We start from the raw sequence: 20,959 nt of genomic DNA on the forward strand, positions 1-20,959 counted from the left end.
GACATGGATCTGCTGACACAGGACGAATACAAATCCATCGCCGCGGGCCTGACCCTGCCGACCGGGGCGTTCATCGACGGAGCATTCCGCCCGGCGATCTCGGGTGAGACGTTTGCAACCGTGAACCCGGCCACCGGCGCCAAGCTTGCCGATATCGCATCCTGCGGTGCGGCGGATGTGGATTTTGCAGTCGAAAAAGCGCGTGAGGCCTTCGACGATGGCCGCTGGTCGAAACTGCACCCGTCCGAGCGCAAGGACGTGCTGATCCGGTTGGCCAAGCTGATAACCCGCAATGCCCGCGAACTGGCGGTGATGGAAAGCCTCGACAGTGGCAAGACCATCTATGACTGTGAAACCGTGGACGTGCCCGAAACCATCCACTGCCTGAAATGGCATGCCGAGGCGATCGACAAGATCTACGATCAGGTCTCACCTGCCAGCGACGACCATATCGCCATGGTCCTGCGTGAGCCGATCGGGGTCGTGGGGCTGGTGCTGCCATGGAACTTCCCCCTGCTGATGCTGGCGTGGAAGATCGGGCCGGCACTGGCGGCGGGATGTTCAGTGGTTGTGAAACCCGCGGCTGAAACCACACTGACCGCGCTGCGTATGGCCGAACTGGCGATGGAGGCTGGCCTTCCCCGCGGCGTGCTGAACATCGTGCCGGGTGGCGGTGCCGACGTGGGCGAACCCATCGGGCGGCACATGGATATCGACATGGTGTCCTTCACCGGCTCGACGGTGACGGGCAAACGTTTCCTGACCTATTCGGCGGAAAGCAACGCCAAGGAAGTGGTGCTTGAGATGGGCGGCAAGAACCCTGCCATCGTCATGGACGACGCCGAAAACCTCGACCGGGTGGCGGCGCATGTGGTGAACGGTGCGTTCTGGAACATGGGCGAGAACTGCTCGGCCTCGTCGCGCCTGATCGTGCACAAAGACGTGAAAGCCGAACTGCTGGACCGCATCGCGCATCACGCCAAACAGTGGAACATCGGCGACCCGCTGGATCCTGAAACCCGCATGGGCGCGCTGGTCAGCGAAGGGCATTACAACAAGGTCTGCGGATATCTCGATCAGGCCCAGAACGTGGTGATCGGCGGCAAGGCCGATAAAGGCTTTGTCGAGGCCACCGTCGTCGAAGTGCCGGGCAATGACGCCGTGCTCGCCCGAGAGGAGATCTTCGGCCCGGTCCTGTCGGTGATCGAAGTGTCGGGCTTTGACGAGGCCATCAAGATCGCCAATGACACCGACTATGGCTTGTGTGCCTCGATCTTCACCGCCAACGCCAAACGGGCCATTCGCGGCGCGCGGGCCATCCGGGCGGGCACCGTGACCGTCAACAGCTTTGGCGAAGGCGACATCACCACGCCGTTTGGCGGGTTCAAGCAATCGGGCTTTGGCGGGCGCGACAACTCGATCCATGCGCATGATCAGTACACCCAGCTGAAAACCATCTGGATCGATCTTGCAGACGATGCCGACGAGGCCGTGGATTGACACGATACGAGGCCAAAAGACTGCCGCGGCAGACCGGTCCGGCGGGGTGGAATGCCATCCTGCCGCCCCAGGACCCTCTGCCGGTGCTCGAACAGGACCTGACCGCCGACATCACCATTGTCGGCGGAGGGTTTGCCGGGCTGACGGCGGCGCGACGATTGCACCAACTGGACCCTTCGCTGAAGATCGCCCTGTTGGAAGCGGGCCGATTTGCCGATGGCTCGGCGGGGCGGAATTCGGGGTTCATGATCGACCTGCCGCATGATCTGGCCTCGGACAATTACGCAGGCGATGGGCTGGACGCGGATCGCGCCGCCATTGTCCTGAACCGCAAGGCCATCGCTTTCGCGACCGAGGTCGCCGCCGATTGCGACCTGCCGCCGGAATTGTTCGACCCTTGCGGAAAATACAATGCGGCCGCCACACGGGCAGGAGACGCCCATAACCGCGCCTTCGCCGAGCATCTGACCAAACTGGGTGAGCCGCACACGCTGTATGACCAAAAGCAGATGCAAGAGATCACGGGCAGCCCGCATTATGTTTCGGGGCTGTTTGCGCCGGGGACGGTGATGATCCAGCCCGCAGCCTATGTACGGGCGTTGTCGGGCCAACTGGCTGGCCAAATCAACGTATTCGAGAACGCGCCAGTCATCAGCTTTGAAAAGCAGGGCGCAGGCTGGGTGGTCAACACTGCCAAGGCCAAAGTCAGCACCGGGCGGATCGTTCTGGCCAACAATGGCCATCTGGAAAGCTTCGGGTTCTACCAACGGCAATTGATGCATATCTGCCTCTACGCCTCGATCACGGCCCCGCTGACCGAGGCACAGATCAAGGCACTGGGCGGGCAACCGCGCTGGTCGGTGACCCCGGCGGATCCGATGGGCACCTCGGTCCGGCGCATTTCCGGCAGCTACGGCGATCGTATCCTGATCCGCACCGGATCCAGTTTTCACCCGACGATCGAGACCAGCCCGATGCGGTTGCGCAATGCCGGCTGGGTGCATGACCGCAAGTTCCGGGAACGCTTTCCGCATCTGTCGGATGTTCGGATGGAGCATCGCTGGGCCGGGATGCTGTGCCTCAGCCGCAACGGATCCGCAGCGTTCGGCGAATTGGAGGATGGCGTGTTCTCGGCCTGCTGTCAGAATGGCCTGGGCATCGCCCGTGGCACCCTGCAAGGCATGGGCATCGCAGAGCTGGCGCTGCAAGGCGGATCAGAGATCGCGGATCACTTTCTGGCGCAGCCGGACCTTCCGCGATTGCCGCCCGAGCCCTTCGCCTCGCTTGGGGCGAACAGCTATCTGATCTGGAAAGAATGGCGGTCCGGCAAGGAATGACGCGTGGGCATCAGGGCAAGCTCAGCTTGGCCATGCGCCCACCGTCTATCGTAAAGACCTGCCCGGTGATGAAACCCGCATCCCCGGACGCCAGAAACGCGACGAGCGCGGCAACTTCTTCAGGCCGCCCCGTTCGGGCCACCGGGTGGATCTTGGCGATGTCGCGACGGAATGCGGACGGGTCGGGCATGGATTCGATGAAATCCTCGTTCAACTCGGTATCGATCCAACCGGGCGCGACGGCGTTGCAGCGGATACCTTCGCCCCCGTGATCCACGGCAACGGCGCGGGTCAGGCCGTGCAACCCTGCCTTTGATGCGCAATAGGCGGCGTGACCCGGATTGCTGCCCAGGCCTTCGATGGATCCGGTGTTGACGATGCTTCCCTTGGTCTGACGCAGATGCGGCAGCGCGGCTTTGATCATCAGGAACGGGGCGGTCAGGTTCACCGTCAGGTTGAGATGCCAGCCCTCAATGCTCATTGCTTCGACCGTTGCTTCCTGCATCATCCCAGCGTTGTTGACCAGCACGTCCAGACGCCCGGTTTTCGCGATCACTTCGCCGACCACCTGTGCCGGGCTGTCGGGAAGGGTGAAATCCGCAGCGATGCCGTGGAATTCGGTGTCCTCACCACGTTGGGCGGTAAAGACCCGTGCGCCTTCGTCGTGCAAACGCCGGGCAATGGCCTTGCCGATGCCGCTGCGCCCGCCGGTGACTAGTGCCACCTTTCCGTCGAACCGCCTCATGATACCGGTTTTCCTCCGTTCACCTCGACGAGCGTGCCGCAAACATAGCGCGACGCGTCCGAGACCAGGAACATGATGACGTCGGCGATGTCCTCGGGCTCGGCGATCCGGCCCAGCGGCACGGTCTGGCCCAACTCGGCTACAGCCGTATCGGGGTCAAAGCCGCGCTTTTCAAAGCCTGATCGCAGCATCGGGGTATTCACCTCATTCGGGCATACCGCGTTGATGCGGATACCCTGATGGGCGTGATCCATGCCCATGCACTGGGTCAGGGACGCGATGGCCGCCTTGGTCATGCAATAGACCGCATGATTGGGGCCGGGGCGCAGCCCCCAGCAGGACGCGGTGTTGACGATGGCCCCGCCGCCAGCGTCCGCCATGATCGGAATTGCCGCACGGCAAATGCGGAAAGGGGCTTCGACATTGACACCCAGCGACAAGGACCAATCTGCATCAGACGTATCCGTGACCGAACCGCGCGTGATGACGCCCGCATTGTTGATCACGATGTCAAGCCCGCCCAATGCGGACGCGGCTGCGCCGGGCAGCTGGTCTGCATATTCGGGAACAAGCAGATCACCGGGCAGATATGCCTCGGCCTCGATGGCATCGACAGCCCGGTCGGCGACGGCGACCCGCGCCCCGGCGTTGCGCAGGCGTTGAACGATTGACGCCCCGATGCCGCCAGCCGCGCCAGTGACCAGAGCCGATTTTCCTTTCAGGTTCATAACGTCATCCATTTTTTAGAACGATGCGACAGGTGTGCCGAGCAGGCTTTCATCAGGAACCACGCCCAGCCCCGGCCCGGTTGGCAGCGCGATATGCCCGGCCTCGATCCGGATGCCGTTTTCGGGATCGTAGTTGCCTTCGATATATGGCGCAGCCAGCCAGACGCCTTCCAGCAGGTCGGGCCGAACGGTTGCACCGATATGGGTGCATGCAGCGGCGATGATATCCCCGCCCCAGCTGTCATCGCAGGTATGGGGCAGGTTGCACGCCTCGCAGATATCGCGGAAGGCGCGCATCGGATGCAGGCCGCCGATGCGGGTGACTTTCATGCCGAACCCGTCGACCAGACCGGTGCCCGCCGCCGAGATCACGGTGTTCAGGCTGGTGCTGTTTTCATCCATGTAGATACCATGCGTGACCTGAGGCCGGATCTTTTTCAGATCTTCGATTGTGTTGCAGGGCTGTTCCATGACGAAGGGGATTTCGGGGCACTCGCGGCTGACCCGCAGGGCGTCTCGTGTGGTCCAGCCCCGGTTGCCGTCAACGGCCAGACGCATGCCCGATCCCTTGACCACGTCCCAGACCTTTCGAATGGTTTCGATGTCGATCTCGACCGGGCGACCTCCGACCTTGATTTGCAGACGCGGGTAACCTTCGGCCATTTTCTCGGCAGCCAGTTTCGCGATGTCGTCGGGTGCGCCGACGCCCGTGGCATAATAGGACGGCACCTTGTCCGAAACCGCTCCGCCCAGCAAATCGGAAACCGGAACGCCCAAATGTTTGCCAAGCAGGTCGTGCACCGCAATGTCTATGGCCGCCTTGGCATAGCCATGACCGTTCAACAGCCCATCCATCCGGCGATGCAAGGCCAGAGGCAGGACCTCTGTTCCGATCAGGCCCGGGGCCATTTCGACCAGAGCGGCGCGCGCCCCGGTGGCGTGCGCCTCGGCATAGGTCGGGCCAACCGGGCAGGTCTCGCCCCAGCCGACCAGACCGTTGTCCGACACGATTTTGACCAGCGTGGTATCCAGCGCCCAGACCTGAGCGTTGGCCATGGTATAGGGCCCGTTTTTGACCGGCAGGTCGTGGGTGTAGATATGTAGTTCGGCGATCTTCATCTTGGTTTAGGTGTCCTGACCGGAAAAAAGGGCCCACCCGGATGACGGGTGGGCAAGTACGGGGAGTGTGGATCAATATGTTTGGTTCAACTCGTCCGCCGCCGGGATTTCCCTTTCGCGGCGGGCGATATAGTCCAGAAGGGCCTCGTTCCTGGCCTCGTCCAGCTTTGGTTCTTCATATTCAGCCAACAGGTTCCGCGCATGTTTCAGGGCGCGTTCGGTGATCTCAACTTCGCCTTCGGCGACCCATTGTTCGATCGAGTTGTTGTCGAACAGCTCCGGCATGAAGAACGCGGTCTGAAAGTTGTCCTGCGTGTGCGGATGACCCAGGTAATGCCCGCCGGGACCCACATCGGGGACCGCTGCCAGGGCCTGATCGAAATCGTGCCACTTTGGGCCTTCCGCCATCCGGTAAGCCATCGCGCATTGTTCGGCGTCGACGATGAACTTGGCGACCGAACAATGCATGCCCGCCTCGTTCCAGCCTGCCGAATGCCAGATATAATTGGCCCCGGCGTGAATGACCGCGCTGAGCGTCGTGGCGGATTCGTACCCGGCCTGTGCATCAAAGGTCTTGGCCCCGCCCAAAGTGTTCGAAGTGCGCCACGGTACGTCGTAAAAGCGCGCCATTTGGCCGATCATGAAGTTCATCAGACTGATCTCGGGCGTGCCGGCCATCGGCGCGCCGGATTTCATCGAAACGGTCGACAGGTAATGCCCCCAGATCGCAGGGCAGCCCTTGCGGATCACCTGCGTATAGGCCAGCGCCGAAAGCGCCTCGGCGGTCAGCTGCGCCACGGTCGCGGGCACCGATGCCGGGGTGTTCGCGCCACCCAGCACAAAGGGCGAGCACAGAACCGGCTGATTGCGGCGGCAGAAGGCGCGCATCGCACCCAGCATGGTTTCATCCCACACCAGAGGGCTGTTGCCGTTGCAGTTGCCGGTGGTGACCGGATGATCGTCAATGAACCCTTCGCCGAACAGGATATCGCACATATCCATCACATCCTCGGCATTCCTGGGCGAGGTGGTCATGCCCATGAAGGTCTTGTCCGAGTATTTCATCGACGAATAGGTGATGCGCAGGTGCCGCTGGCTGATCGGGTGGTCGTAGGGCTCGACAATGTGATGGGCCGAGCTGTGCAGCGCCGGCATCATGTGCGACAGCTTGTGGAACATCGCCAGATCATCCAGCGTCGGGTTGCGGCGTACATCGTCCAGATCGCGCAGGAACGGCGCGCCGGTCATCGGCACGAAGATCGCGTGCTTGCCCCCCAGCGCCAGGTTCTTTTTCGGATCGCGCGCGTGATAGGTGAACTGCGCCGGAATGGTCGAGATCAGCTCGCGTACCATATTGCGGTCCAGATAGACCAGTTCGCCGTCAACCTTGGCACCGGCTTTTTTCCAGTCTTCCAGCGCGATGGGGTCGCGGAACTGAACGCCGACATTTTCCAGGATGTCCATCGCCGCATTGTCGATGCGCTCAACCTGGGTTGCGTCCATGACTTCGCAAACGGGAATGCCTCGGGTCAGGCCCGGCAGCATGTCGAAATTCAAAGCGGTGCGTTGGGCGCGGCGGGCAGAACGTCCGCCGGAACGCGTGGCAGTGCGAGTGGTCAAGGGGCAATCCTCCAATTTTGAAACAAACTGACGGATTCGCGGCGCAACCACCTCTCTGATTGCGATATGTGCTTGCAATAAGCGACACGGGTCATTCCAAATAATTTTGTCCCTGCGTAACGAAAAGACGCCGGGTCATTGTTGTCTGTGTGACCTACTTCACAGCCAGACAAGTGCATACATCTGCAACAGATAAACGCAGGGTTGTTTCAGAAGGCACTCACTCATGCACCACAGAACACAGATGCTGATCGTCGGGGCCGGGTTTGCCGGGCTGACGATGGCGCTTGAGGCACGCAAGCGCGGCATCAAGGATATCGCGATTTTGGAAAAGGCCGATGATATCGGGGGGACATGGCGCGAAAATACCTATCCCGGTGTCGCCTGTGATGTGCCGTCGCATCTGTATTCCATGGCGACCCATCTCAACCCGCATTGGAGCCGCGCATATGCCGGTGGCGCGGAAATCCAGGCTTATCTGCAAAATGTCGCGCGTCAGGAAGGGTTGTATGACCTGTGCCATTTCGGGCAAGAGCTGAAATCGGCCAGGTGGGATGGAACGCGCTGGCAAGTGGAAACGATGGATGGCCAGCACTGGTCGGCGCGGTTTCTGGTCTCGGCCATTGGCGCACTTCATTATCCCAGCATCCCGGATATCCCCGGTGCCGACAGTTTTTCGGGGCCCAGTTTCCACTCGGCCGAATGGAATCACGATGTCGATCTGACCGGCAAGCGCGTGGCGGTCGTTGGAACCGGCGCATCCGCCGTTCAGTTTGTACCCGAGATCGCCAGGATTGCAGGCCATGTCACGATCTTTCAGCGCAGTGCGCCTTACGTGATGCCGCGCCCGGACGGCCCGATTGCGCCCTGGGTGCGCAGCCTTTACGCCCGGTTTCCCATTTTGCCCCGCATTCGGCGCAAGCTGATATTCATGATCTTCGAATTTCGCCACCGCGTGTTTCGCGGTGAGGAACGCGCGGTGAATTTTGCCTTGAAAATGTGGCGAAAGGCATTGGAACGCGCCATCACCGATCCGGCCGAACGGCGGAGTCTGACCCCCGACTACCGGATCGGCTGCAAACGTATCCTGAGTTCGAACGATTGGTACCCGACCCTGGCCCGCGACGATGTCAGTGTTGTTCCGAAGGGCGTCGCCCGTATCGAAGGCGACACGGTCATCGCGGCAGACGGCACCCGGACCAAGGCGGATGTCTTGATCTGGGGCACCGGGTTTCACGTAACCGACGTGGTCGAACGTCTGGACATTACCGGAACAGGCGGGCTGACGCTGCGCTCTGCCTGGTCGGATGGCATGTGCGCGCATCTGGGTACCGCAGTTGCGGGTTTTCCCAATTTCTTCCTGCTTCTGGGGCCGCATACCGGGCTGGGGCATAACTCGGTCGTGCTGATGATCGAGGCCCAGGTTGGCCATATTGGCCGGGTCCTGAGCGAGATGCAGCGCGAAGGGCTGTCCGCGATCACTCCTGACGCCGCCAAACAGGCGGCGTTCATACGGGAAATGCACGACCGCCACGCGGAAGGCGTCTGGCAGGCCGGGGGCTGTACATCCTGGTACATGGATGCGGAAGGCCGCAACACGACCTTGTGGCCCGGCACCGTTGCTGAGTTTCAGAAACGCATGGCACAATCGGGGTTGGAACAATACAGACCCGCCGCCCTTGGCAATGGAGAAAGCTGAATGACAACCGTTCTGATCACAATCGCCGTCCTTGTCGCCTTCCTGTTTGTCATGAACCTGTGGACACGGAAAATTACCCGCCGCGGTCTTGAAACCGTGCCGCCGCTGGGTCAGATCACACCCGTTCATGGCGGCAGCATCCACTATGTGGAAAAGGGAAACCCCGAGGCGCAGACCATCGTTATGATCCACGGCCTGGCCGGGCAGTTACAGCACTTTACCTATGCGCTGGTGGATCTTCTGGCCGACGATTACCACGTTATCGCGCTGGACCGGCCGGGATGCGGGTATTCAACGCGCGATACGGCCGAGCTGGCGCAATTGCCCCACCAGGCAGGCATGATTGCCGAGTTTCTGGACAAAAAAGGCGTGGACCGCGCCGTTCTGGTCGGCCATTCACTGGGGGGCGCGGTTTCACTGGCGATGGCACTGGACCACCCGGCCCGGGTCGCCGGTCTGGCGCTGCTGGCGCCGCTGACGCATAAACTGCCCGAAACCCCGGCGATCTTCAAACCGCTTGAGATCCGCTCCGAATGGATGCGCAGCCTGATCGGCAACACGCTTGCCGTTCCCCTTGCGTCCAAAACCGCGCCGCACACGCTGAGCGCCGCGTTTGCCCCGGAAACCCCGCCTGATGACTTTCTGGACCGGGCAGGTGGCGCGCTTGGCCTGCGGCCTTCCGCCTTTGTCACGGCCTCTCAGGACGTTGCTGGCGTCGATGCCAGTATCAACGCGCAGGTCGCGCGCTATCCTAATCTGACCGTCCCAGGGGGCATCTTGTATGGCCGCCAGGACGCGATACTGTCGCCGCCGCTGCACGGGCCGACAATGACCGAATTCGGGCTGAGTTACGAAGAGCTGGACGGGTTCGGCCACATGATTCCGATTACAGAGCCCGAAATTTGCGCCGCCTTCATCCGCAGGATGACCGAAGCGGCCACATCCCCCCTGACTTCCTTGCAGGACACGCCATATGAGCAGGCGTGAAAGAAATCTTCGGGTTGGTTGATTTCCCTCTTGACCCTCCCGGGCCCCTCGCTTAAATCGCCTCTCACTCAAGGCGGAGTAGCTCAGTTGGTTAGAGCAGCGGAATCATAATCCGCGTGTCGGGGGTTCAAGTCCCTCCTCCGCTACCAAATCTCTCAAGTCCAACATCTGATTTCAGAAGCAATTCATGTTCTGTCTTTAGGTTGCCCTGCCATTATTACCACCACTTGGGTTTTCAAAACCAATTGGAAGGAAAAATGATTCAAAATGGATCACTTAAGGAATTCAGTAGCTTAGTGCTCGGTGTAGATTATCAAGCTGCTGGTTTGGCGGTAGCGCTGGACAACGCGATTTTCCTCGACAACTGCAAGCTGCAAGACGGACACTTCCAAGCTTTAGAGGCCTCGGACGGCATAGAAAAAGCGTTGTACAGATCCACGGACGTGCTCCTCGACTAGATCTGATTTCTCGATCTGGCAATCTATTGGACAATGACAACTGGTGAACGTCCACAACTGGTGAAGAACGGATAGAAGAAAGAGCCCGGACAGAGCCAAGGATAACTCGCGGCGATCTATAAATGAGCACAAGTTTTGTCGGCCCATTATCCGTGCGGCAGGACTTATTGAAGTTTATCATTTCTGAGATTGACGCAGCCGCTGCGAGATTTCACTTTGTCCGCGCTTTCCCTTTTCACCCAGCGGAACTGAACGTCCGAACTGTGCCGTCTACGATTTGCTGCGCGAGGATGGAAGAAAATGTCGCAAAGGCAGCTAGTGGCCCATCCCGCCTTGCACACAGCACTTCGGATGGGTAGGACGCCAACATAGCTTCTGTTTCCACAACGATGGTGATTGGCCTTCAGTCTTCGCAAGAGCAAGAAGACTGAGTGTTATCAGCGCAGGAAAGTCCGAGGGGAAAAGAACCGTTCACGCGAGTGTCAACCGCTCTCTTCCTCGGATCCTCTTACTTGTAGTCTTCAGTATCGTAGCAAGGTAACGGTTTCGTGGGCTCTTTGCCCCAACTAGTCACTCTCGTATTCGAGAAGATCTTCATAAGAGTAAACCGATGAGATTTCCCCTTCCAAACCCGGAACGAAACTAGGGTCTTTTGGCAAACACCCGATATCGCAGATTTGTCTCACTTCCATTCGCTCCGTATCGACGTACCACAAACGTCCACCCGGAGTTGACACAAAGCCGTCGATGCCCTCGTCTTCATCGGCCTCAATGTCTGCAACGCTTGGAACTTCCGAACTATATTCCGGGTCGAACCTCCCGTGCGTGTGGTAAGATAAAACAAGCACCAAACCATTTTCTGCTTGATCCCAAACGCAGCTTTTGTTGTCGCCACGTTGAGCAGGAGTAGCAACAAGTTTCCCGGCTGGGTCATATGCAAGGTAGCCGCAATACTCTGTGTTATTGTTGAAAGAAATACCCTGTAGGCTAGACAGTGTTGCTTTCGCTACGCTGATTTCTTCCTGTGATTGGGCCAGGGTGGCCGCGGGTGGCCAGAGTATCAAGACAACTAAGGTATAGCGAAGGCGGCGTGCGGCTTCACATTTGCCTTCTGCAAGACCAAGTTGACGAGCCGCAAAAAGAAGGCAAAGTCCTGACAACGCAATAATGCTAAACTCGATCATGTTTTGCTCCTTATTATGAACTTATTAAAGCAGCGCTAACGCTGTAGGGATAGCTTGAAGAAAGGTGCTGACTGCGACCACGGCAATCCATCCATCGCTGTTGCATACTCCTAGACATCGTTTTGCGCCTTCCTAGTGTTTTCCAGTCCGCGTTATCGTTCGACACTAATCTATCTGCGTTGTCTTCGGTCGCTGCATGTACAGCGAATAAGCCGCTCTACCTGCCGCTATCAACGTTACTGTGAATCCAAACAACGTTAACAACTGCGACCTGTTTCAACTATAAATCTCAAGCCGTTCCGCTCCGTTAGTCTTTTCGAAAGAACCGGTGCAGCAGCATAGCCAACAACACCCAACACAACCAATTGCTCGCAACCTGTGCGTTTCAGGGACAGCCGAACTAAAAACCGCGATGAAGGCGAATACGAGCAGACAAACAAACGCGGCCACCCAAAAAACACCAAGCAAATCCTGCATCTAAGTTGCTCCAATTCTTAGCAAACGGAAGTACTATGCCGATGATCCGGTCTGTCGTGCTGCGCAAAGTGTTTGCAAGATTGATCCGATCGGCCAGCAGCGGCGTACAAGTGTCACCCCGAACACTTGCCCCGCGCTTGCTCCTATCCCTCAGCAGCGCGGGTTTTTTCTTGCCTGCGGCGCTACGACACGGGGTCGGTTCAGGCCACAACACTACCTCAGTTTTACTACCACCCTTCGGGGGGCCCGCGTTGCTCTTGTCCCCTCTAGCTTGCTTGCAGCGCGGGTCTATTTCAGGTGTGATGTGAACTTGAAGTATTGAATTGTTTAGACAGCCAGCCTGTCGCTTGGGCCCTCCCCATTAATCACCAAGGTCTCTATCGCCCAAACTCTCTGGGTCCGGTATGCCTCCGGCGTGACCCAGATTTTTTCGATTTCGGTTAAGCAGTCTCCAAATCTCCTGGCAGTTTTTCGGTTCAAAGCGAAAGACCCCAGTTTTGAATAGCAGAACTACGCAGTTCATCCTTTGGTAAACCACCAGCACACAAGGAAATCACATCAAACTCACGCTCGCTAGATACACGACGTCAAATCACTCGTCATTGCCTGTGCTGGACCTAGTAAGCAGGCGTTCTCGGATGGTGCGCCAAGAGTCTGGAACAAGAAACGCAGTTCCGTTGGGAGTTAAATTGTAAATCCGGTACATTAACGCCCTAGGATTCCCTACTGATTTGCGAGCGACTAAATCGAATGCAGCTGGTTCATTGAGCGCTACGCCCTCGTCACCAACGTGAGGCACAGTCAAGAAGTTGTGCGCAATTTCGTGGGAAACTAAGGTGCCGAACGAATTGTCCATAGGAGGGTCCACATTCAGAGTAACACCCGCGATGCTCCCGTTTGGTCCAGATTGGGCACTTCCGCCAAGCGGCATTTCTCCGGGTTGTTGAGTGCGTATTGTCAGGACATGCTCGGCCCGATCCGGCCTGCCAGCAGCAGACTGCTCCTGGTTAAATGCGGCCAAGCGCTGCGCAACGGGAGTCCGATCAGGCCACGCGAAATCAATTGGTATCGGCTCAATTCGGTAGCGCAGCCCGGCTTCCTGATCCCCATCCAGAGGCGCCAAACCTGATCGAATGGGAAAAATTCGAGACAAGTCCTCCAGAGCCTGAAAGAGAATTTCCCATTTCTCTGCAGGAAAGGGAAAGATCTCAACGACAACAAGAATTCGCAGATCCTTCGTCGGATGAAACTGTGGTTGCCCAAGAGACTTTTCGCCGACAAGAGTACCGTTGCGATAAAGCCGCGCAGTAAAACGATGCCGTCCTGGCTTTGAGATTTCCCGACCGCGGATATAGAAGTTGATATTGTCGTCTTCGGCGAAACTCTTTGTATCATTTGAGAATACACCATCACCAATATCACCAGGAATAACTGTTGTCCCAGATGGGCCGGAAATCTCAAGTTCGGCGTAATCAATCCGGGCTGGATTGAAGGGCAACGAATGGATTGGAAGGGAATTCAGATCAAATCCGAGGGCTTTAGACGAATAGTCAGAGTCCGCGTCATCCAAAAGTTCTGATGCCATAACAACTACGGGTGGGCGGCGACCAACAAATATTCTTGCAAGAGTATCTTTACCCGCGACAAGCTCGTAACCGGGGATACCTTGAGTCACCTCAGAACCGAAATCTGACATATCCGCCGGAACTTGCGGCAATGGGGGCCCGCTCTCCTCACACGCCTTAAGAGCCCCCCTTTTTCGCTGAAGCAGTGACAGCGACTGCTTTCTAAATCGAAAAAGCGCAGACTTTTGTATTGGGTCAACAGTGTTTTGAATCTGAATATCGAGAAGTTCAATACTATGCTCAAGCGTCTCAATTTCATCCCGAATACTTTGACAATGCGCAGACATGCGGCCACCTGAGGAGGTTAGTGTTGAGTAGAACTTGTTCAGAAAATTACTCTAGCACGAAAACCAAAAAAGAGACGAATCTGGTTGGTCGAGAAATGTACTTGCAGGTATAATTCGTTTGTTTGGCAAGTTTAACGCAATGAAAAATAAGCCAAAACGAAAACTTCCCGAAAGACAGGCCTTTGTAGCAGGCACAACGCGTGGAGCGTGACAAAGGTATTTTCTGTACGATCCGGATCCAAGGAGCAGGAATTAGAGGCAGGCTTTTGCTGCGGTTTCAAACTGTTTGCGGTTTTTCGAGCCAGAGAAACGAAAATCCGTTTAACTCCAGATTTGAATTTCCTTCAAACACCTAAAAAATGATTGATGAATCCTCCACTACGCCGCTTGAGCAGCTTGGTGGCTTCTGCTGCTGCGAATTCAGACTCCTTCCCGACCGGCTTGCCGGATGCGTTGAGTTCGCGACGTTCTCGATTGCAGGCGCGGATGAACCCATCGATGCGGGTTGGCTTTGACAACTCTTTTCCTCGTTCCCTTGGCAGGGCGCGCCCGTTCTTGTCGATGCAAACCTTCCCATTGTTTTTGCAGGAGCCACTCTCTTCGGTCGTCGAGCAACGGATGGCCGCCACCGTCAGGATCAGTTTGTCCAAGGTCTGATTTGAAACTGCGCGTTTCAGCCGTTCGCTTTCTTTCTAAAGCGGTTTCGGTTCCTTCTGTTGGTCAACACCCATTCCACCGTTCTTGCTACTTCAGCGGTGGTGGGGCTGTTAAGCGCCGACAGTCTGCCTGATTGCATCAAGACGGGACATGCCATGCCCCAGATTCCTCAATACACCCATGGACCAGATCAGTTGGGTAGGCTCAGTCAACTACGACAAACTCTTTCAAACAGAGGCCGTTCAGAAAATTACAGATTGGAACAGGTTTGCCCAAAAAGTGGCCGGCTGGCGTTTGTGCAGAGTCTCTAAAAATAAGATGTCTTTTCCACGCAACGCGTTATGCGTTACGAATAGACATGAACGGGAACCGCAGACTTTCCGCAGTACTCTCGGCCGATGTAGTAAACTACTCGGGTCAGATAAAGGCGGATGAGAACAGGACTCTCAGCGAACTCCGTGTCCTGCGTCGAGAGTTGTTCGATCCATTGGTAAGTGATCATCGCGGCAATATCGTGAAGAGGATGGGCGATGGATGGCTGGTCGAGTTCAGCTCGGTCTCGGACGCAGTGCGGTGTGCCCTCGATCTTCAAAGCCAAGTGTCAGCCCAGTCATCGCTTAAACTTCGCGTGGGCGTTCATCTGGGAGATGTCGTATTTGACGAAGATGACATTTTCGGCGATGGGATCAACATAGCCGCGCGGCTACAAGAGGCTTCCAACGAAGAGGCTGTGTTAATTTCCGATGTCGTCCATCGCAGCCTTGATGAGAGGCTCGCCGAGCAATTTCACCGCGCTGGTGAGCGGCAGTTCAAGAACGCCCCGTCACCAATTGAAGTATTCCAATGGTCGCCACCCGGTTCCGCCCCACCGCGAGTGACTCCAGCCAGTCACTCGAAGTCATTGCTGATCGGCGTTCTACCCTTTGACAATCTTTCTTCTGACCCTGATCAGGAATTCTTTGCCGATGGCATTACCGAAGAGATAATTACCACTCTGTCAAAACTCCCGAACTTACTGGTCGTCGCGCGCAACTCTACGTTCGTCTACAAGGGGCGTTCGGTAGACGTAAAACAAGTAGGGCTGGAACAGGGCGTCGATCTTGTTCTCGAGGGAAGTGTCCGCCAAAGCGGTAGTCGTGTGCGAATTACCGCGCAGCTCATCGATGCGAAGTCCGGGATGCACATTTGGGCAGACCGGTTTGATCGCCTGATAGAAGACGTATTCGAGGTTCAGGATGAAATTGCCCTGAGAATTGCGACTGAACTTCAAGTCGAATTACTGGCGGGCGAGATGGCCCGTTTCAGAGGTTCGGGGACTAAACATCTGGATGCCTGGACTGCTCAGCTGCAAGCTGTGGAAGCCTCGCGCAGAATAACTAAGGAAGCACAGGCTGACGCTCGTCGGTTTGCTCAACAGGCAATTTCCCTGGATCCTGGCTACTCCGCGCCATATTGCACTTTGGGGTTCATTTGTACAGTCGAAGCAAGGCACGGTTTTGTAGCAGACCGAAATGCGGCGCTGGCAGAGGCCCGAGACTGCGCTCGACGCGCTCTGAAAATAGACAGCTACAACCCAGAGGCTCACGCAATTGCGGGTTTCGCGGATGCAATCGACGGTAAACTGGAATCGGCTATCGGGAAGTTCAACAAAGCACTGCAGCTAAATCCCAACCACGCTGATGTGGCTGCAAGGCTGTCGATTACATTGGCATTCAATGGGCAGGCAAAAGAAGCGATCCGCGTGGCGCGGCAAGCCATTACTCTCAACCCTCATTATCCGGGCTGGTATGCTGGCGTATTGGGTTTGGCCCTTCGGCTCGACGGTCAATACGAGGAAGCCAAGAAGGCATTCACCGAATATGGTCAAAGAGTTGAAGGTTTCGGACACCTCGACCTCGTTATCGTACATATGGAAACGGGTAACGTTGAGGGCGCTCGAGATGAGGCGCGGAATGTGATGAAATACCGTCCTCAGTTTTCTATTTCAGACTGGGCAAAAACTCAGCTTTTCTCTGATGCAGAACGATTGGAGAAAGACTGCGCGTCTCTGCGTTTGGCCGGCTTGCCCGAATAAGTGCCGCGCGGATTTCCGGCAAAGCGATTTTTCCTGGAAAGTGACACCCAACGCATCGGCTATGGGTTCGAAGCTAAAGCCCGACAAATATGACCGATCACCCGCTCTGGGAAAAACCTGCGTTCCAGTGTTTTACGCGATTGCCCGCTTTATGCGCTTTGCGATGGCAGCTAACACAACAACAGGGCAGATAAACTGCTGCACGACGACTTCTTCGCCGAACAAAGTTTGACAAATGATAACCTATGGAATGCGTTCAGAATTGTACGCATAAGCATGCTCATCGGTTCCGCTCGTAGATCAGGCTTCAAGCTAGGACCTCCCTAGCTGAAAATGCTGTCGCCTTGTTCATCAATGACCTGTTTCGCCTTTGCTATACTAAAGCTTTCGGCCTGTTCCCGACTGTCGAAGACATCCGCCCTGATCACCGTATGTGTCTTTCGATCTCCGTCGATGGTCTTTTCGATACGGGCCATCAGGCGAAATTTGCTGCCCTCGGCCATCAGGTCGGGGAATATCTCGAACCCTTTGTAAGAAACCGGATCTGGCTTGGGCTTCTCAACGCCGCCGAAGAGTTTTGAGAAGAGGGACATCGGGTGGCTCCTTTCAGCGTTGTTCAGGGCAGAGACTAGCGCCGCTCAAGGCCGGAGTGAAGGGCGTTGCACGGTCAGGTCACTGGTTCCAGGGTTCAGAAGCGCGCACCTTTCAGAGGCAAAATGTCCCGAAAAAAGCGGCGAAGGATCCGCCCTTGAAAAGCAACGGCAAACACCGCGCTTGCGTTTCAACAAACCAGCCTACATGTCAGTTTCCCCGATTTACCGATTTAACCTCTCTTAGATGGCATCCGAGCATTAGGAGGCTTGGCCAGAGCAAATAGGTCTGAATCTCAACGTTTTCTCCAAAAGTTAGGAGGACAATGGTAAGCAGTAGTCCCAGCGGAAGCTTGCCACGTTCACACTTTATTGCGTCCAGCGTGACGACCCAGAAATGGACTGACAAAGGCACAAGGAAAGCTGTAAATCCTGTCAGCCCTTTGACGAATAAAAGCCCGTACCAAGTGTGGTGACTGCCGATCGGCATGTATTCAACAAGATGCGCTCCGGGTCTGACTGTGCCATGCCCGAAAACCATTGCATCCGATTGCCACCGTTCATAGGCAATGCGCTGCAGAGTTTCGCGCACGCGGGTACTGTCGGCGCGCGCGGATTTGAAGCTGTAGAGGGCTCTGTTCCCGAACTCGACAAAGGCGACACCCCAAACGGCAACGGCTGTTGTGACTGAAGACAATAAGACCCACCCCAAGCTGCGGGCGACAAGGGGCAAGAGGCGGGGTGACATTGAGCAGAACACCAATCCGACTAAACCCATGCGGGACTTGGACATCAGGATCATCAGAACACCCGCAGCCAATCCGATGATCTTCCACCTGGGGTGTTTTTCCTCCAACGCAAACAAGACCAAGCAGACACCCAGCAGGGCGGCGAAAGGAGACCAGGGCGCAAAGAACTGCCAACGCGGCGTGCCGCTGGCTGGGTCAATTGTATAAAGGTAGACCGAGAAATATTCGGGCCCCGGACCGCCTACGGCTTTCAGCGGGGACGTAAACAAAAGGTGCGGTAGGCCCACATAGGGGGCGACAGCGAGCAACGGCAAAAGGCACAAGGTCCAAAGGCCCAGAACGCATTGCCCTCTGACCAGAAGCTCGCGTCGGATTGGCAACACTGCTCCGGCAAGGATGAACAACGGTATCAACGCCCAGCCTTTGGCCCATCCGATGCTCGATTTGATCGTTTTGGTTGTGCCTAGGTTCCAATCCGCATGGCCTGCCCAAAGTGAGACCAGCATCACCAACATGCCTGCGCTCCAGACCCACACCACGGCAGGCACAGGGCCCGTTGCTTGCATATCCGAGCGGATCACCGGACCGAGATAGAGCGACAACCCGGCCATCGCAGCCAGTGTCCAACCCAGAACCGGGCCGACGACATAAAGCGCGCCAAGCCCGTAGAGTGGCCATGTCCAGATCAGCGTATGCCAGACGATTTTTTCGGCTGGGGTTTGAGGGGACACCTGCATTACGCAGCGGCCTCTTTCTGGTCCTTCAGCAGCTTTGAAATCAATGGGTTTCGGATCCAGGCCAGCGTCAAACCCATCAGCAGCATAAGGCTCGCAGCGATTCCGGCGGCAATCGATATTTTCTTGTTCGGTGAAGATGGGTGTGTCGGCAGCGAAGGATTCTCGAGCACTTGGATCAAGGGGTAGGAGGCATAGACATCGGTCTTTTTCGACTCGGATCGGGCTATGGCAGAGGCGAACACGGCTTCCGCCACGGCGAAATCTCTTTGCCGGTCTTCCAATTCGGCGGCGATGGGTGCGAGGTCTGACAAGCGCAGAGTTTCCAGACGGGCTTGTTCGCGCAGCGTCGCAACATGCTTCTCCAACCCGGCACGCAAGGCGTCTTCGCGCACCAATTCACTTAGCAATTGGGCTCTTTGCCCTTCCGGCGCACGATCCAACCCGCCGAGTTGCCCGACCGCCAGACCAGTCACTTGCGACGCTCGTTGCAAAGCTACTGATCGCGCGCCTTCATAGTCGTTCTGAGCATTCACATAGATCGGGTGGCGTGCTCCGTAGGTCGCATCGGCTTGTGCCAGCTTTGCAGCGCCCACCGACACGTCCTCAAGCAAGGATAGGTACTGAGCATCGGCATAGAGCTTAAGCGTTGCCGCCGCTGCATCAGATGGCAGATCCAACGCGACCTGAAGCGCGGCGACACGTTCAGATTGACGTGCGAGTTCGCTCTCCTGCGCACGCAATTGCTGCTTTGCACGGTCATTTGCCGCGACTTGCTCTTGGTATTGCGCGACCGATATCAGACCGCTTTGCGACTGCAGTTGCTTGATCTCGCGTCGCGTCGTCCGAATTGCACGGGTGTAGTCTTCAATCGCGCCCGTATTGCTGGCCTCGCGCGTGGCTATTTCGTCGGCGCGCAGGGCGTCAATCTCAGCGAAAAAGGCGGCCACCAAGGCGTCACCATATTGCTGTGCATCAGCAGGAGAGGCCGCTTGAAGCTCGATATGAATCAGGCTGGTTTGATCAACCAGTTGTACCCGCGGCTTGCCGAACGCATCCCGATCAGCATCCACAGCCTTTGCAGCCGCATCGAGGATGCGATCTGCCGACAACAGACGTTTGTACGTCTCGGTTGGGCTGATCGATCCATTGGCAAAGGCTGAATTCGCGTAAGAGGACGCCTGACCGATATTGGCCAGATTGACCGATGCCGATGCGCCGGATCCGGGCAGGATAAAAGAGGCGTGGGAGGTGTATTTGACAGGCGCGGTTGCCAGATATCCGCTGATCGGGGCCCAGATGCAACTTGCCCCCAAAAGGAACAGCGCCACATAGCGCGGGAGGCGGCCCGCATCGCTGAGACGACCGCCTTTTACGATGCGACGCCACCCGGGCGATCTGAAGTTGGATCGGGATATGCGCGCCCAATTCAGAAATTGCGTGTCGTTCGTGGATTCAGAGGTGTTCGAAATCTGTTGCGGCATAGAAAAACCCTTTCTTGAAAGGGTGATACACCGCATCCCATCGCTGTTCAGTTGCCCAGCGGGCTAGGGGGTGAGGGGATTGGGAGCGCACCCTATCCCTTCGGATAACGAGGTTTAGAACAATCCAGCTTCGCGCGCCGCCAGGGCGGCCTGTGTTCGGTTGCTGACACCGACTTTACGATAGAGCGTCTTCATATGCAGTTTGATCGTCGGCTCGGACAGGTCCAGATCACGGGCGATTTCCTTGTTGGATTTACCCTCAGTCAGCCCTTTCAGAACCTGCCGCTCGCGCTCGGTCAGCTTTTGGGCCATGGGATGTGAGGCTTCCGGCTGCTCTGCGTTCATGAACCCCGCAGGAAGGTACTGTTCCCCCATTGCCATAAAGCGGATCGCATTCACCAGGGATTTTGCCGGCAGAGTTTTTGGGACGAAACCAGCAGCCCCAAGTTCCAGCGCGCGTTGCGCCAGATCGCGCGAGGTATCGCCGGTAAACAAGGCCACGTGCTGGGCGCCGTCCAAGGCGATGCAGGTTTCAAGCCCGCTCAACCCGTTCATGCCGGGCATGTTGAGGTCCAGAAGGACCAGATCAAAGGCTCCGTCGTTCTCAATCAAAGATTTCGCGGCGGGAAAATCCGGCGCGGTCTCAACCTCGATCCCACCTGCGGCATCTATGAAGGCGACGAGCGTGTCCAAAATAAGCTCGTGGTCGTCAGCAATAAGTACTTTCATCTCAAATCTCCGTCTTCCCCCAACCACACCTGGATGCGTTAATAAATCATTGAACGCATGGTATGAAGCCTGCCTGAAGGACAGGTAAATATCCAATCGGATAGGTCATCGGGCCGTTTCCTCCACGCTATGTGCTGCGGGGTCGTTTGGATAGACCTATTCTCCGATCCCTCTCC

17 protein-coding genes and 1 tRNA gene are annotated in these 20,959 nt (G+C 57.0%); 7 read left to right on the forward strand and 11 right to left on the reverse strand.

From position 1 onward, the window contains the following. Nucleotides 1-3: 3 nt before the first annotated feature. Both AC2FFD_RS01670 and AC2FFD_RS01675 read left to right on the forward strand, forming a co-directional pair. Nucleotides 4-1,500 carry an aldehyde dehydrogenase gene (locus AC2FFD_RS01670; protein ID WP_480834623.1) on the forward strand — a complete coding sequence of 499 codons (1,497 nt, stop codon included), beginning with the start codon at nucleotides 4-6 and terminating at the stop codon, nucleotides 1,498-1,500. Further along, a complete protein-coding gene (locus tag AC2FFD_RS01675; protein WP_496871613.1) occupies nucleotides 1,497-2,837 on the forward strand; it encodes an NAD(P)/FAD-dependent oxidoreductase in 1,341 nt (446 codons plus the stop codon). The genes AC2FFD_RS01670 and AC2FFD_RS01675 overlap by 4 nt, the downstream gene beginning before the upstream one ends. Nucleotides 2,838-2,847: 10 nt before the next feature. Here AC2FFD_RS01675 and AC2FFD_RS01680 read toward each other — a convergent pair whose 3' ends face one another. The 4 genes from AC2FFD_RS01680 to AC2FFD_RS01695 all read right to left on the reverse strand — a co-directional run bounded on the left by AC2FFD_RS01680 (nucleotide 2,848) and on the right by AC2FFD_RS01695 (nucleotide 7,049). After that, the gene (locus AC2FFD_RS01680; RefSeq protein WP_496871614.1) at nucleotides 2,848-3,582 is read right to left on the reverse strand and encodes an SDR family NAD(P)-dependent oxidoreductase; all 735 of its coding nucleotides are present in this window, start codon (nucleotides 3,580-3,582) and stop codon (nucleotides 2,848-2,850) included. Beyond that, nucleotides 3,579-4,310, reverse strand: a complete 732-nt coding sequence (locus AC2FFD_RS01685) for an SDR family NAD(P)-dependent oxidoreductase (RefSeq protein WP_496871616.1) — start codon at nucleotides 4,308-4,310, stop codon at nucleotides 3,579-3,581. Before AC2FFD_RS01685 ends, AC2FFD_RS01680 begins: the two co-directional genes overlap by 4 nt. 15 nt (nucleotides 4,311-4,325) lie before the next feature. Beyond that, nucleotides 4,326-5,429: a mandelate racemase/muconate lactonizing enzyme family protein gene (locus AC2FFD_RS01690; protein ID WP_496871618.1), complete on the reverse strand. Its 1,104-nt coding sequence runs from the start codon at nucleotides 5,427-5,429 to the stop codon at nucleotides 4,326-4,328. Between the two features lie 72 nt (nucleotides 5,430-5,501). Further along, nucleotides 5,502-7,049, reverse strand: a complete 1,548-nt coding sequence (locus AC2FFD_RS01695; protein WP_496871621.1) for a trimethylamine methyltransferase family protein — start codon at nucleotides 7,047-7,049, stop codon at nucleotides 5,502-5,504. A 226-nt stretch (nucleotides 7,050-7,275) separates the two neighbouring features. Between AC2FFD_RS01695 and AC2FFD_RS01700 the strand changes: the two genes are divergently transcribed. The 4 genes from AC2FFD_RS01700 (at nucleotide 7,276) to AC2FFD_RS01715 (ending at nucleotide 10,193) form a co-directional block, all read left to right on the forward strand. Then, complete coding sequence (locus AC2FFD_RS01700; RefSeq protein WP_496871622.1) at nucleotides 7,276-8,748, forward strand: flavin-containing monooxygenase; 1,473 nt, start codon at nucleotides 7,276-7,278, stop codon at nucleotides 8,746-8,748. Then, nucleotides 8,749-9,735 carry an alpha/beta fold hydrolase gene (locus AC2FFD_RS01705; protein ID WP_496871623.1) on the forward strand — a complete coding sequence of 329 codons (987 nt, stop codon included), beginning with the start codon at nucleotides 8,749-8,751 and terminating at the stop codon, nucleotides 9,733-9,735. Between the two features lie 72 nt (nucleotides 9,736-9,807). Next, nucleotides 9,808-9,884 (forward strand) — tRNA-Met (locus AC2FFD_RS01710). A gap of 108 nt (nucleotides 9,885-9,992) precedes the next feature. After that, nucleotides 9,993-10,193, forward strand: coding sequence for a hypothetical protein (locus tag AC2FFD_RS01715; protein WP_496871624.1), 201 nt, complete (start codon nucleotides 9,993-9,995; stop codon nucleotides 10,191-10,193). A 566-nt stretch (nucleotides 10,194-10,759) separates the two neighbouring features. On the opposite strand, the gene AC2FFD_RS01720 is transcribed toward AC2FFD_RS01715, so the two are convergent. The 3 genes from AC2FFD_RS01720 to AC2FFD_RS01730 form a co-directional block, all read right to left on the reverse strand. Next, entirely contained in the window at nucleotides 10,760-11,377 is a 618-nt protein-coding gene (locus AC2FFD_RS01720; RefSeq protein ID WP_496871626.1) for a DUF4329 domain-containing protein, read from the reverse strand. A gap of 1,069 nt (nucleotides 11,378-12,446) precedes the next feature. Then, nucleotides 12,447-13,766, reverse strand: a complete 1,320-nt coding sequence (locus AC2FFD_RS01725; protein WP_496871627.1) for a hypothetical protein — start codon at nucleotides 13,764-13,766, stop codon at nucleotides 12,447-12,449. 344 nt (nucleotides 13,767-14,110) lie between these two features. After that, on the reverse strand, nucleotides 14,111-14,416 hold the full coding sequence (locus AC2FFD_RS01730; RefSeq protein WP_496871628.1) for a hypothetical protein: 306 nt from the start codon (nucleotides 14,414-14,416) through the stop codon (nucleotides 14,111-14,113). Between the two features lie 365 nt (nucleotides 14,417-14,781). Between AC2FFD_RS01730 and AC2FFD_RS01735 the strand changes: the two genes are divergently transcribed. After that, a complete protein-coding gene (locus AC2FFD_RS01735) occupies nucleotides 14,782-16,497 on the forward strand; it encodes an adenylate/guanylate cyclase domain-containing protein (protein ID WP_496871629.1) in 1,716 nt (571 codons plus the stop codon). 323 nt (nucleotides 16,498-16,820) lie between these two features. Here AC2FFD_RS01735 and AC2FFD_RS01740 read toward each other — a convergent pair whose 3' ends face one another. From AC2FFD_RS01740 to AC2FFD_RS01755, 4 genes are all read right to left on the reverse strand, one after another. Further along, a complete protein-coding gene (locus tag AC2FFD_RS01740; RefSeq protein ID WP_496871630.1) occupies nucleotides 16,821-17,090 on the reverse strand; it encodes an HlyU family transcriptional regulator in 270 nt (89 codons plus the stop codon). 208 nt (nucleotides 17,091-17,298) lie between these two features. Next, nucleotides 17,299-18,573 carry an O-antigen ligase domain-containing protein gene (locus tag AC2FFD_RS01745; RefSeq protein WP_496871631.1) on the reverse strand — a complete coding sequence of 425 codons (1,275 nt, stop codon included), beginning with the start codon at nucleotides 18,571-18,573 and terminating at the stop codon, nucleotides 17,299-17,301. Beyond that, nucleotides 18,573-20,054, reverse strand: a complete 1,482-nt coding sequence (locus tag AC2FFD_RS01750) for a GumC domain-containing protein (RefSeq protein ID WP_496871633.1) — start codon at nucleotides 20,052-20,054, stop codon at nucleotides 18,573-18,575. The genes AC2FFD_RS01745 and AC2FFD_RS01750 overlap by 1 nt, the downstream gene beginning before the upstream one ends. 114 nt (nucleotides 20,055-20,168) lie before the next feature. Beyond that, complete coding sequence (locus AC2FFD_RS01755; protein WP_496871634.1) at nucleotides 20,169-20,783, reverse strand: LuxR C-terminal-related transcriptional regulator; 615 nt, start codon at nucleotides 20,781-20,783, stop codon at nucleotides 20,169-20,171. Between the last annotated feature and the right edge of the window lie 176 nt (nucleotides 20,784-20,959).

The organism is Ruegeria sp. YTSC002 (genome assembly GCF_059609845.1).